This is a genomic window from Streptomyces sp. SCPE 10 (assembly GCF_051980735.1).
GTDB classification, from domain to species: domain Bacteria; phylum Actinomycetota; class Actinomycetes; order Streptomycetales; family Streptomycetaceae; genus Streptomyces; species Streptomyces misionensis.
In genome coordinates this window covers 909714-922560 of the sequence record NZ_CP197069.1, presented here as the reverse complement: position 1 = coordinate 922560, position 12847 = coordinate 909714, and the positions used below count along the sequence as shown (strand labels likewise).

11 protein-coding genes are annotated in these 12847 nt (G+C 72.9%); 4 read left to right on the top strand and 7 right to left on the bottom strand.

Going from position 1 to position 12847, the window contains the following annotated elements; translation table 11 throughout:
- Positions 1–22 precede the first annotated feature (22 nt).
- A complete protein-coding gene (locus tag ACSP97_RS04265) occupies positions 23–808 on the top strand; it encodes a putative protein N(5)-glutamine methyltransferase (protein WP_440556359.1) in 786 nt (261 codons plus the stop codon).
- A 121-nt stretch (positions 809–929) separates the two neighbouring features.
- Here the strand turns inward: ACSP97_RS04265 and ACSP97_RS04260 are convergent, their stop codons facing one another.
- A complete protein-coding gene (locus ACSP97_RS04260) occupies positions 930–3020 on the bottom strand; it encodes a SpoIIE family protein phosphatase (RefSeq protein WP_440556357.1) in 2091 nt (696 codons plus the stop codon).
- A gap of 257 nt (positions 3021–3277) precedes the next feature.
- Here ACSP97_RS04260 and ACSP97_RS04255 point away from each other — a divergent pair, with 257 nt between their 5' ends.
- From ACSP97_RS04255 to ACSP97_RS04245, 3 genes are all read left to right on the top strand, one after another.
- Positions 3278–4153 carry a hypothetical protein gene (locus tag ACSP97_RS04255; protein ID WP_355148949.1) on the top strand — a complete coding sequence of 292 codons (876 nt, stop codon included), beginning with the start codon at positions 3278–3280 and terminating at the stop codon, positions 4151–4153.
- A gap of 109 nt (positions 4154–4262) precedes the next feature.
- Complete coding sequence (locus ACSP97_RS04250) at positions 4263–4637, top strand: hypothetical protein (protein WP_355148947.1); 375 nt, start codon at positions 4263–4265, stop codon at positions 4635–4637.
- Positions 4638–4863: 226 nt separating this feature from the next.
- The gene (locus ACSP97_RS04245; protein ID WP_440556355.1) at positions 4864–6879 is read left to right on the top strand and encodes an FAD-dependent oxidoreductase; all 2016 of its coding nucleotides are present in this window, start codon (positions 4864–4866) and stop codon (positions 6877–6879) included.
- A 136-nt stretch (positions 6880–7015) separates the two neighbouring features.
- On the opposite strand, the gene ACSP97_RS04240 is transcribed toward ACSP97_RS04245, so the two are convergent.
- The 6 genes from ACSP97_RS04240 to ACSP97_RS04215 are packed head-to-tail and all read right to left on the bottom strand — an operon-like array spanning position 7016 to position 12845.
- Positions 7016–8071, bottom strand: coding sequence for a hypothetical protein (locus tag ACSP97_RS04240; RefSeq protein ID WP_440556353.1), 1056 nt, complete (start codon positions 8069–8071; stop codon positions 7016–7018).
- On the bottom strand, positions 8061–9308 hold the full coding sequence (locus ACSP97_RS04235; protein ID WP_355326963.1) for an MFS transporter: 1248 nt from the start codon (positions 9306–9308) through the stop codon (positions 8061–8063). Before ACSP97_RS04235 ends, ACSP97_RS04240 begins: the two co-directional genes overlap by 11 nt.
- Positions 9305–10474, bottom strand: a complete 1170-nt coding sequence (locus ACSP97_RS04230) for an ATP-grasp domain-containing protein (RefSeq protein ID WP_355527181.1) — start codon at positions 10472–10474, stop codon at positions 9305–9307. Before ACSP97_RS04230 ends, ACSP97_RS04235 begins: the two co-directional genes overlap by 4 nt.
- Positions 10475–11635, bottom strand: a complete 1161-nt coding sequence (locus tag ACSP97_RS04225) for an ATP-grasp domain-containing protein (protein WP_355148937.1) — start codon at positions 11633–11635, stop codon at positions 10475–10477.
- Positions 11632–12084 (bottom strand): GNAT family N-acetyltransferase, encoded by a 453-nt coding sequence (locus tag ACSP97_RS04220; protein WP_382009741.1) that lies wholly within the window; start codon positions 12082–12084, stop codon positions 11632–11634. Before ACSP97_RS04220 ends, ACSP97_RS04225 begins: the two co-directional genes overlap by 4 nt.
- Complete coding sequence (locus ACSP97_RS04215) at positions 12081–12845, bottom strand: class I SAM-dependent methyltransferase (RefSeq protein WP_355148933.1); 765 nt, start codon at positions 12843–12845, stop codon at positions 12081–12083. Before ACSP97_RS04215 ends, ACSP97_RS04220 begins: the two co-directional genes overlap by 4 nt.
- Positions 12846–12847: the final 2 nt, after the last annotated feature.

Here is a 12847-nt window from a genome sequence, read left to right as displayed (position 1 = left end):
TCCGCGCTCCCGAAAGGCATCCATGCCCTCCCGCCCCTCACTCTCCCCTGCCGCCGTCGTCTCCGCGTTGCGCGCCGCCGGGTGCGTCTTCGCCGAGGACGAGGCCGAGTTGCTCCTCGCCACCGCCCGCGACCCCGCCGAACTGGCCTCGATGGTGGACCGCCGCGCGGCCGGGCTGCCGCTCGAACACGTCCTGGGCTGGGCCGAGTTCCACGGACTGCGCGTCGCCGTGACGCCCGGGGTGTTCGTGCCCCGCCGCCGTACCGAGTTCCTGGTGGACCGGGCGCTGGCCGAGGCACCGGACGCGGCCGTCGTCGTGGACCTGTGCTGCGGCTCGGGCGCGCTCGGCGCCGCGCTCGCCGCCGCGCTGGACGGGGCGGAGGTGCACGCCGCCGACATCGACCCGGCCGCGGTGCGCTGCGCCCGGCGCAATCTCGCCCCCTACGGCGGCCGGGCCCACCAGGGCGACCTGTACGCCGCCCTGCCCACCGCGCTGCGCGGCCGGGTCGACCTGCTGACGGCCAACGTCCCCTACGTCCCCACCCCCGACATATCCCTCCTCCCCGCCGAGGCCCGCGACCACGAGCCCGCGGCCGCCCTCGACGGCGGCCCCGACGGCCTCGACGTCCTGCGCCGCGTCGCGGACGAGGCCGCCACCTGGCTGGCCCCCGGCGGCCGCCTCCTCTCGGAGACGAGCGAACGCCAGTCCCCGGCCGCGCTGGCCGCCTTCACCGAGGCGGGCCTGACCGCCCGGGTGGCGGTGTCACGGGAGTGGTCGGCGCATGTGGTGATCGGGGTGCGTCAGTAGGGCCTCTCGTCCGTGTCCCGCCGGGACATGCGCCGCGGCGGATCGGCCCGGGGTCGGGAACGCCGGTCGTGACCACGCGGGACGCGGCCCGCAGCGGAGCGCGGGGAACCGGCGGCCCGCCCTACTCGGGCGGCCGGTCCGGTTCCCGGGACCGTGCGATGAGGAGCGCGACGTCGTCGTGGTTGTCCGGGCGGTGCAGGGTGTTCAGGAGGGTGTCGCAGGTCTCGTCCAGGGGGCGGGCCGGGTCGGTCAGGAGGGAGAGCATCAGGTCGAGGCGTTCGTCGAGGGCGTCATGGCGGGTCTCGACCAGGCCGTCGGTGTAGAGGACCAGTTCGTCGCCGGGGGCGAAGTCGACGGTGACCGTGGAGAATGCGACCCCGCCGACGCCCAGCGGCACCCCGGTGGGCACGTCCAGGAGTTCCGGCGGCCGGCCGGGGCGGACGCGGACCGGCGGCAGATGGCCCGCGTTGGCGATGCGGCACTGACGCAGCCACGGGTCGTGGACGACGTACACACAGGTCGCGATGGAGTGGTCCAGCGCCGAGGTGGTCCGGTCCAGATGGCCGAGCAGCACCGCCGGGTCCAGGCCGAGCGCGGCCAGGGTGGCCGTCGCCGTGCGCAGCCGGCCCATGGTGGCGGCCGCGTCGATGCCGCTGCCCATGACGTCGCCGACCACCAGCGCGGTCCGGCCGCCCTCCAGCGGGATCACGTCGAACCAGTCGCCGCCCACCTCGCTGGTGACCCCCGCCGGCTGGTAGCGCGAGGCCACCTCAAGACCGGTCGTCACCGGAGGATCGCTCGGCAGCAGGCTGCGCTGGAGGGTGAGCGCGGCGTTGTGGGCGTTCTGGTACCAGCGGGCGTTGTCGATCTGCACCGCGGCCCGGGACGCCAGCTCCCGCGCGAGCAGCACGTCGTCCCGGTCGAACGGCCGCGGATTGCGGGTGCGTTTGAGATCGAGCGCCCCCAGCACCTCGCCGCGCGCGATCAGCGGCACCGCCAGATACGAGTGCAGGCCCGCCCGCGCCAGCAGCGCCGCCGCCCGCGGTGAGCGCGCGATGCGCGGCAGGTCCTCGTCCTTCACCCGGGGCACCAGCACCGGCTCGGCGGTGCGCACGCACTCGGTGACCAGCCGGTCGGGGGCGTACCGCGCGATCTCGCCCGGCCGGTCGGCGGCCCGTACGGCGTCCGAGTCGTCCTCCGGGCGCAGCGCGAGGGCCCGGATCACCGCGGGATCCGCGGGGCCGAGGGTGCTGGGCCGGCCTTCCACCACGGCGTCCAGCAGGTCGACCGCCGCCACATCGGCCAGTTCCGGCACCGCGACGTCGGCCAACTCCCGGGCGGTGCGCTCCAGTTCGAGCGTCGTACCGATCCGCGCCGAGGCGTCCGCGATCAGTGTGAGCCGGCGCCGTGCCGCCTCCGCCGTCACGGAGGCGCGGTGCTGCTCGGTGATGTCCACCATCGAGCAGGCCACGCCGAGCACATGCCCCATCGCGTCGTCCAGCCGGTACAGCGACACCGCCCAGGTGTGGTCCGCCTCCGGGTCGGCGGGCGTGCGGCCCACCACCACGTGGTCGATCAGCGGGGTGCCCGTCGCCAGCACCCGGTGGGCGGCGTCCGCCACCGGGCCGGTGTCCAGCCCGGGCAGGACGTCGCGGAGCGCGCGGCCCGTGTGCTCGGCGGCCGGCAGCCCGCTGATCCGCTCCAGGGCCGGGTTCACGGAGACGAACCGCAGCTCCGTGTCGAGCACCGCGAGCCCCATCGGGGACTGCTTCACCATCCGCTCGGACAGCGCCACGTCCTGTTCGAGCCGCTGTACGGTCGAGCGGTCGGCGGCGAGCCCGAGGGCGTACACCTCCCCGCGGTCGTCGAGCAGCCGCATGTTGCGGAACTCGACCAGCCGGGTGCTGCCGTCCTTGTGCCGGATCGGGAAGCCGCCGGCCCAGCTCTGCCCGGTGGTCATCACATCGGCGAAGAGCCGGGCGACCAGTTGCAGGTGCCGTTCGTCCACCATCAGCCGGGCGGCGTACCGGCCGAGGGCCTCCCGCGCGGTGTAGCCGAACAGCTCCTCCGCCTGCGGGCTCCACAGCACGATCCGGCCGTCGGCGTCCAGCACCACCGAGGCCACGCCGAGCATGTCGAGCAGGCCGCCCGGCGGCACCGGTCCGCGCGCGGGCTCGCCGCTCTCGGTCGCCGGAGCCCCGGCTGCACTCATGCCACGCACCGCCTTCGCCCGTCCGCACGGCGTGCCGTCCCCCGTGCCGGTTCCCCGTGTCGTGCCGCGCTCACATCCGACTCTCCGCAGCCTTCCGCGTCAACCTCCACCATCCCTCAACCCGGCGGCGGGCGTCCGCCGGAGGGAGCCGGGGCACTCCCGGCCACGATGGTCGACTTGGTCTGTACATGGCTATCGCGCGCACGCCAGACTGTGCGCCGTCCGAGTGCGCCCCACCGCCCTTCCAGGAGCCCGCCATGCCCGTGCCCGCCCGGTTACGCCGCCCCGGAGTACTCGCCGGACTCGTCACCCTCGCCGCCGCCCTGTCCCTCGCCGTGCCCGCACCCGCCTCGGCGGCCGGCACCTGGACCGAGACCGGCTCCGACCGCGCCGACCCGCTGACCGAGAGCCAGGGGCTGGCCTCGGTCGAGGTCCCGGCGAACAGTCCCAACCGCTACACCGGCATCGGCACCATCCCGCTCGGTGACTCCGCGCGCGGCTGGAACCACGTCGGCGACCCCGACGCGTCGTACGAGGGCTACTACATCGAGCCCTACCAGCGGGACTCCGGCAACTCGAAGATGTTCCGCGTGCAGTCGCCGGGCGGCGCCTGGTCGGAATACGTGCACACGCTGAGCCCCGGCGAGGCCATGAACAACTCGTGGGTGGCGATCTCGCCGGACGGCCAGTGGATGCTGTCCGGCGAATGGGGCACGATGGACCGGCTGCTGGTCTTCCCGACGCCGGGCGAGAACCCCTCCACCTCGCCCTCGGCGAACCTCCCGCAGGCGGCCACGGTCCATCTGGACCACGCCGTCAGAGACGTCCAGGGCTGTGACTTCTCCGGTCCGACGACCCTGCTGTGCTCCTCCGACGACCCCGACGGCAGCCTGTTCGGCATGACCAAGCCGCTGCTCCGGATCGACCTGTCGGCGCCGCCGAGCGGCTCCGCGGACGTGGCCGGGCACGTCACCGCGCTGCGCCAGCTGCCGCTGCGCAGCGCGTGCCAGGGCTCCTTCGAGGCGGAGGGCATCGACTACGACCGGCGCACGGGCACCCTGCGGGTGATCGTGGTCTCGCCGGGCGTCTGTGTGCTCACCGACAGCAAGACGTACAAGTTCTCCCTCGGCTGAGAGCGCGGGTGGCGGGCGGGGGGACGCGGTGTTTTGCTGAGCGGGGGATGGACGTGGTGCGAACGGGGTACCCCGTGCCACCGCAGCGCGGCCACGAAAGGAGCGATCAATGGAGAACAAGGACCGGTCGCATCCGGAATCCGTCATGGTGGAGATCAGCGGATGCTCCAAGGAGGACGCACGTCTCGTCTTCGAGGCGCTGAACTCCTGCTTCGCGTCCGACCGGGGCGAGGACGAGGTGCCCCGGCAACTCCACGAGACCCGCCCCATGGTGTGGCTCGGCACGTACGAGGTCGCGGACACCCCCCGTCAGGGCTGCCCGCCGGTTCACCTCCGCTCGTCCGTCCAGGCGGACGTCCAGGGCGGTTACTGGGCCGTCGACCGCTTCCGCCACACCCTGGACTCGATGTTCACCGTCGAGGAAACCTGCACGGCCTCCGGCGACCAGGAACGCGACCTGCACCTACGCCTGGAAAGCCGCTGACCCGGCGCGCCCGAGCGCCCCTGAACGCCCCGGCCGGTCCCGCACCGGCCGGGGCGTACCGGTTCATCGCACGCTTCACTCCGCAGCGCGCCCGGCACTTCTCCGTATCTACCAGTAGGTTCGGGGAAGTGGTGGTTCGGCCCACACGTTTATGCAACTAGTTGCACAAGCGGGTTCGGTTGCTCTACAACAAGAAGCGACCGCACCCGTGCACGGAGGGCCCGAGATGAGCCGTTACCCCCACTTGCTGACCCCGCTCGACCTGGGGTTCACCACGCTGCCGAACCGGGTGCTCATGGGATCCATGCACGTGGGGCTGGAGGAGGCCGAGCGCGGGTTCGAACGGATGGCGGCGTTCTACGCCGCCCGGGCGCGCGGCGGCGTCGGGCTCATCGTCACGGGCGGCATCGCGCCGAACGAGGAGGGGCGGCCCTACGAGGGCGGGGCCATGCTCACCACCGAGGCGGAGGCCGAGCGGCACCGGGTGGTCACCGACGCCGTGCACCGCGAGGGCGGCCGGATCGCCCTGCAGATCCTGCACTTCGGACGGTACGCCTACCACCGGGACCTGGTCGCCCCGAGCCCGCTCCAGGCGCCGATCAGCCCCTACGTGCCCCGCGAACTCTCCGACGCCGACGTCGAGCGGACCATCGACGACTACGCCCGCACCGCCCGCCTCGCACGGCACGCCGGATACGACGGCGTCGAGATCATGGGTTCCGAGGGCTACCTCGTCAACGAGTTCATCGCCGCCCGCACCAACCACCGCACCGACCGCTGGGGCGGCTCGTACGAGAACCGGATGCGGTTCCCGGTCGAGATCGTCCGCCGGGTGCGCGAGGCCGTCGGCGAGGACTTCATCATCGTCTACCGGCTGTCCATGCTGGACCTCGTCCCCGGCGGCTCCTCCCACGCGGAGGTCGTCACCCTCGCCAAGGCCGTCGAGGCGGCCGGCGCCACCATCATCAACACCGGCATCGGCTGGCACGAGGCCCGCATCCCCACCATCGCCACCTCCGTGCCGCGCGGCGCCTACACCTGGGTCACCAAGAAGCTGAGGGGCGAGGTGACCGTCCCGCTGGTCACCACCAACCGCATCAACACCCCCGAACTCGCCGAGGAGTTGCTGGCCGGCGGCTACGCCGACATGGTCTCCATGGCCCGGCCGATGCTCGCCGACCCCGACTTCGTCGCCAAGGCCGCCGCCGGTACCCCCGAGGCCATCAACACCTGCATCGGCTGCAACCAGGCCTGCCTGGACCACACCTTCAGCGGACAGCTCACCTCCTGCCTGGTCAACCCGCGCGCCTGCCACGAGACCGAGCTGGTGCTCGCGCCGACCAGGACCAGGAAGCGCGTCGCCGTCGTCGGCGCCGGACCGGCCGGGCTCGCCTGCGCCGTCAGCGCCGCCGAACGCGGCCACGACGTCACCCTGTTCGACGCCGGCAGCGAGATCGGCGGGCAGCTCAACGTCGCCCGCAAGGTGCCCGGCAAGCAGGAGTTCGAGGAGACCCTGCGCTACTTCCGCCACCAACTCGCCGCCCACGGCGTGGAGGTGCGCCTGAACACCTGGGTGAGCGCCGCGGACGTGGCCGACTACGACGAGGTGGTCGTCGCCACCGGCGTCACCCCGCGCACCCCCGACATCCCGGGCGTCGACCACCCGCGCGTGCTCGGCTACCTCGACGTGCTGCGCGACGGCGCCGACGTAGGCGAGCGCGTGGCCGTCCTGGGCGCTGGCGGGATCGGCTTCGACGTCGCCGAGTACCTCACCGACGGCGGGGACAAGGCGAGCGAGGACCCCGCGACGTACTTCCGCAACTGGGGCGTCGACATGGAGTACACGGCACCCGGCGGCCTCACCGAGCCGCGCCGCCCGGCCCCGCCCCGCCAGGTCCACCTGCTCCAGCGCAAGACCACCAAGGTCGGCGCCGGGCTCGGCAAGACCACCGGCTGGATCCACCGCACCGAACTGCGGCACCGCGGCGTCACCATGGTCCCGGGCGTGCGCTACGACCGCATCGACGACGCCGGTCTGCACATCACCGTCGGCGAGGAGAGCACCGTCCTGGAGGTCGACACCGTGGTGCTGTGCACCGGCCAGGAACCGCGCCGCGACCTGTACGAGGAACTGGTCGCCGCCGGACGCGGCGCACACCTGATCGGCGGTGCGGACGTCGCCGCGGAACTGGACGCCAAGCGGGCCATCAAGCAGGGCACCGAAGTGGCGGCGGCACTCTAGGCGTGCTGTCCGGGCAGGTCGGTGACGCGGCCGGCTGGTGGTTGGCCGTCGATGCCGGTGTGAGGTCGGTCGTCGCGGTGCCCGCCCACCGGCTCGTCACCGGCGTCCGCGCCACCGGCTCGGCCGGGCCCCCGGATCACCCGGCAACCGGCGCGGCCGCCTCGAACGGGTCGATCCGTCGCGCGAAGTCCCCGTGCTCGGCGACCGCCAGCCCCTGGCTGTACGGCACGCCCAGGCGCTCCAGTTGCGCCGCGACCGCCGGTGACGGCCCGGCGAACCGCAGCAGATCGGCATCCGGCACCAGCGCGACCCTCGGGTCGCGCATGTCCTCGGCGGCGCTCTGCCGCAGGGCGTCGAGGCGCTGCTGGACATGGGGCCAGTAGCCGGCCATCTTGGCGCCGCCCAGCACGCGGCAGTCGCCCAGCAGGGCGAGCGTCGCCAGATTGCTGTAGTTGTCGAACACGGTCGCCTGCCGCCCCGGGCATTCCACGAGCACCCCGTCGGGACCCGCCCGCCGCCCCTGCGCCCGGTCGGTGAGCAGACGGCACCACGCGGACAACGGCTCGTCACCCGCGGACGAGGGATCGGCCGCCTGTTCCCGCACGAAGGAGACGAGCAGGGAGAGCGGCAGGTAGGTCACCGTCCGCCCGGTCACCATGCCCGCCGCCCGTTCGACCACCGAGCCGAGCAGCATGTAGGAGACGGCCAGGTCCGCTCCCCACCGGGCGGCCCGGGACGCGTCCAGATCGGTCCGGGCCGCTTCCTCCGGCACGACGTCCATCGGCGGCCGGCTCCCGACGGTCACGTGCTTGCGCTTCTTGTTCCGGGTGAACTGCCGGTGGCAGCGCACCTGCCCGTCCGCTCCGAGGTACCACCAGGCGTACGGCCGCCAGCCGAGGTCGGAGAAGTTGGTGTGGGTGAGGACGACCCGGACATGGTGGGCCGGGTTCGCCTCCCGTCGCTGGACACTCCCCGCGTACCAGCAGACCCGGGTGCGCGGGTCGAAGACATTGGGACTGGCGTGCGGCAGCGACACCAGGACGGACTCGCTCGCCGCCCAGCGGGCCAGCGCGGCGTCGTCGAGCCCCAGCAGGGCCAGCGACTCGTCGACCGCCGCGGCCGGCGCGTCCGCGCGCACCAGATCCCCGCGCCTGCGCCGTACGTAGTCGATGAATGCCGTCTTAGTTCGCACCGACCAGTTCCTCCATCTCCCTGCTCCGTCCCACGCCCCACCAGCTGAACCCGGCCGCGCCCAGCACGAGGGCGAGCGCGAGCCAGGCGGCGGTGAGGCCGAGCGCTTCGACGAGCCAGCCGGCCACGAGCGCGGCACCGCACTTGGCGGCGCCCGCGACGGCGTTGCGCACCACCGTGAACCGACCCACCTGGTCCTCCGGAGGCGCCTGGTTGGTCAGCACCTGCATGACCATCACATGCGTGGTGATGACGGCACTGAGCACGAGGAAGAGCACGACGACGGCGGCCGGCCAGCGGGTGACGGCGATGCCGACGGCCAGCGCGGCGCCACCGAGAAACGCGGTCCGCAAGACGAGGTCCGACGAAAGCCGCCCGCTGGACAAGGCCGTGCCGGCGAGGAAGCCGCCGGCCATACCGGCCACGCTGAGCACCGCGTAGAAGTCCCCGGACCCGGGCGACACCGACTGCGCCAGCGGAACGGCGACGGTGGACATGAAGGGCAGCGCGCCGCTGCTGGGGAACGAGTACACGAGGATCGTGCGCAGGACCCGCGAGCCGGCCGACGGATTCCTCTCCCGCCTCTCCCCGCTCGTCGCCGCGGCCGGCCCGGCGCCCCGCGCCACCGGGGTGTCCTCGGCCTCGTGCGGTGAGGACGCGGCGCGCCGCACCGCCAGGAGGCCGGCCAGGTAGAGCAGGGCCGTGGTGGCGAAGCACCAGCCGACCGCGCCGATCCCCAGCAGTACGCCCGCGGCCCCGCCGCCGACCGCGCCGCCCGCCTGCGCCAACGAGGTGGAGCGCTGACGCAGCCGTACGGCGTCGGACGCCGAGTACCCCTGGCGGATGAACCGCCCCGCGTGCGCCTTGTTCATCGTCTTGACGAAGCTCAGGCTGCACTGCACGGCGGCGAACGCGGCCAGAGCCAGCCCCGGGGGCGAGTGGGCCATCCATACCAGGGTGAGCAGCGAGGACCCGGCGAACAGCACCCAGTTCGTCAGGGACAGCCGGTGGACCGCGTCTCCCGAGTCGGCCCTCTTGCGGACGATCAGCCCCAGCACGACGCCCGGCAGGTACGCCGCCGCGTTCATCGCCCCCGTCACCACCGCGTTGTGGCTCAGCCGGTAGGAGGCCCACATGATGGCGACCGCCTGCAGGATCTCGGCCACGCTGCTGGCGCAGAAGAAGGCGAGCAGCCACCTGCCGCTGCGCGCCGACCGAGCGGTTGCCTCGTGCTTCATCCGGCCGTGCCGATTTCCGCGGTCACCGGTCCGGCGCCTTCCCGGGCCGTGATGGCGGCACGCAGCCGGTCGGCCCCCTCGGGGGTCAGTCCCTCGAAGTAGGCGCGGTACTCGAAGTCGCAGGAGTTCGTCGGATCGGCACCACGGGCCCTGTTCCCCTCGCCGACGAGGACGACGCCGGGCAGCCGGCCGGCCTCGGGCGCGGGCAGCGGCAGACTGCCGTCGGGGTTGGGGCGGGCCCACAGCATCCCGCTGATCTCGGCCGCCGGACGCACCGGTGCGAACCCGAGGCCGTCCATGCCGAGCTGCGCGGCCACGAAAGCGCCCCAGATGTCCGCTCCGGTCGTGACCCGCAGCAGTTCCCCCCAGCCGGCACCGGCCGGACGCAGGCCGACCTCGCCGAAGGTCAGGCGGGCGCCGTCGTACAGGAACTCGACGTGGAAGACACCGTCCCCGGCACCGACCTCCTCGACCACCCGGTGCGAGAGTTCGGTCAGCCGGGGCCGCAGCGGATCGTCGCCGCGCAGGAACGACGTGCCCCAGGTGCCGGCGGTCTGCAGGGCCGGCCGGTCGTACTCGGAGATCACCAGCCAGGAGACCCGGCCGTCGTGGAAGGCGCCGTCGCAGTGGAACTCACGCTCGACCGCCACGGCCTCCTCCACCAGCCACAGGCCGTTCTGGTCCGCGAGCCAGGCGCGGGCCCGCTCGACCGGCATCCGGCGCACGTCGCGGGACGCCGACGAGGCGATCGGCTTCACCACCACCTCGGTGACGTCGGCCCCGTCCTCCGGCCCGTCGGCCAGGAACCGTCCGGACAGCCAGGCACGGGGGGAGGGCACCGCGGAGCCGAGCCTGCCGCGCATCCGCCACTTGTTCGTGACCAGCAGGGTCTGCGCGTAGTCGAGTCCGGGAAGGCCGTACTGGCTGCGCAGGAACCCGGCGGCGAGCATGGTGCTCTCGCTCGTCGCCACCACCGCGGCGAACGGCCGGCGGGCCATCAGCTCGTCGGCGGCGCTCAGCAGGTCCGGGCCCGGCAGCCCGCCGTGCCGCTCCGCCTCGGCGGGGAGACGGACGAACTCGTGGGTGTCCGAGAACCTGTCCATGGCCCGGCGGGCCCATTCCTTGTCGCGCCCGAGCACGAGCACGCGGGTCCTGGAATCCGACACTTAGGCGCTCCGGTTGAAGTCGGCTATCGCACGCAGTTCGTGCATCAGTTCCTTGTGGGTCGCCGCCTTGACGATGGCGTGTCCGCAGCGGCCGTAGATGCCCTGCCGGTCGTTCTCCGGCGCGGGGTAGTCCAGCTCGACCAGCTCGAAGCGGTCGCGGAAGGAGTCCTCCGTCAGCGCCGGGTCCGGGCTGCGGACGAGGTAGATCCAGCCGAACAGGTCGGCGGGCTCGCTGTCCTGGCCGGGTACCTCGGGCGCCCGGCCGAGGGCCACGTCGATCGTGGCACCGTACAGGTCGACCCCGTACGTCATGCGGAGTATCTCGGGCGTCAGGGCACCGGCCGGCCGCGCGCCCACCTCGCCCAGGACCAGCTCCCCGTCGGGCCGTACGAACGCCTCCAGGTGGAAGACGGTGTCGGGGGCGTCCAGCTCGCGCAGCACGTCTGACGCGAACCGGGTGGCGCGGTCGGCCAGTTCGCTCTCGGCCGGGCCGAGCGGTGCGTCGGCGACCGCCTTCCCCCGGGTCCAGCCCATCAGCGGGTCGAGGTAGCTGGACACCGCCGCCCACACGGGGCGGCCTTCCCGCCACACGCCGTCGACGTGGATCTCGCGCCCCTCGACGAACGATTCGGCCACCGTCCGGACGTCGGACACGAACGGATGGCGGCGCAGGTAGTCGTCGAGTTCGGCCTGGCTGTGCACGGCCTCGGTCGCCTGGGAACCGAAACCGTCCGCCGGCTTGACCACGAAGGTCGCGCCCAGACGCTCCGCCAGCGCCGCGTAATCGGGCTCGGAGGGTTTCAGGTACACACACGCGGCGGTGGGAATGGCCGGGGACACGGCGCGCTTCTGGATCCGCTTGTCGCGAAACCTCAGGGTCCGTGCCGGGTCGGTGTCCCCGGGCAGCCCGAACACCGAGCGCAGTACGGTCGCCGCGAACATGGGATGTTCGTGGCCGGTGACGACCGCGCTGATGTCGCCGCCCGGATACTCCGTCACGGCACGCAGGACCTCCTCGCCGTCGGCGAGGTCGGCGACCCTCGTGTAGGACAGGCCGTTCAGCCCGGGCTTGAGCTTGTCGACGACGAAGTGCAGATCCAGGTTCCGTCGCCGAGCCGCCTCGACGAACCCCGCCCGATACCCCAGACAGACAATAGTCACTCTCGTGCACCGATCTCTTTGACGTACAGGTGGTGGGCCGGGGGAAACGGTCCCGCCGGCCGGTACCCCAGGGAGGTGAAGAACGCGATGTTCGCGCCGAGGCTGTCGCGCAGGGCGATGGCCATACGGCGGGTGCCCAGGCCGAGGGCCCGTTCCTCGACGGCGGTGACCAGGCGCGTCCCCATACCGCGCCGGCGCCAGGGGGCGGCGACGGACAGGGCGTCCAGGGTGTGCCCCGCCGGATCCGGCGTGTGGTGCACCACGCCCACGAGTTCATCCTCCGTGTGCGCCATCAGCCAGGAGGAGGCGCAGGCGCGGACGGCGTCGGCGGACCATTTCAGGGCGGTCGGACGGAACCCCGCCGTGAAAGGCCGGTAGACCTCCTGGACGAGGTCCGCCACCGACGTCGCGTCCGCGGCACACGCCTGCCGGATCCGGACGGTGGTCACAGCGGTCGGACCGCGTAGAACGCCTCGCTGACGTAGGGAAGCTCCACTCGTCCGCCGACCTCGTGCAGCGCGCACAGCTTGCGCACCCGGGCGTAGAAGGCCGGGCCGACGGCGGCCACGGCCCGCTGGGCCTGGGTGGAGGAGGAACTCATGGTGACGAATTCGTCGACCGTCAGCGTCTGGTTCCAGTGGGCCGCCCGGCGCTCGACCCGCGTGAAGACCTTGCCCAGTTCGGCGGCGATGTCGAAGCTGCGGTAGGAGCGGCTGTAGCCCGGCGAGAGTTCCTCCAGCAGGTCCTCGTAGTCGGAGGCGAAGCCGCCGGCCGCGTGGTCCCGGTTGTTCTGGATGACCAGGCACACGCCGGCGGGGTCCAGGCACCTCGCGGCCTCCCGCAGGTAGGCGGCCCGGTCCATCCACTGGTAGGACTGGGCGGCGAGCACGAGGTCGAAGGAGGCGGGCGGGCACGAGGCGAGGTACTCCTCGGCCGTCCCTTCGTGCCATTCGACCTGCGGGAACTTCTCACGTCCGACGCGGATCATGTCCGTGGAGATGTCGACCGCGTGCACCGTGGCGTCGGCGGGCAGCCGCGGCAGCAGTCCCTCCAGGGCGATGCCGGTACCGGCTCCGGCGTCGAGGACCCTCAGCCGGCCCGCCGTCGGCAGGTACTCGCCGAGGTGCTGGAACAGTTCGGCGGGGTAGCGGGGCCGGGCCTGATCGTAGTTGTTGGCCAGTCCGTCGAACTTGGCTTCGGAAGTGGACAAGT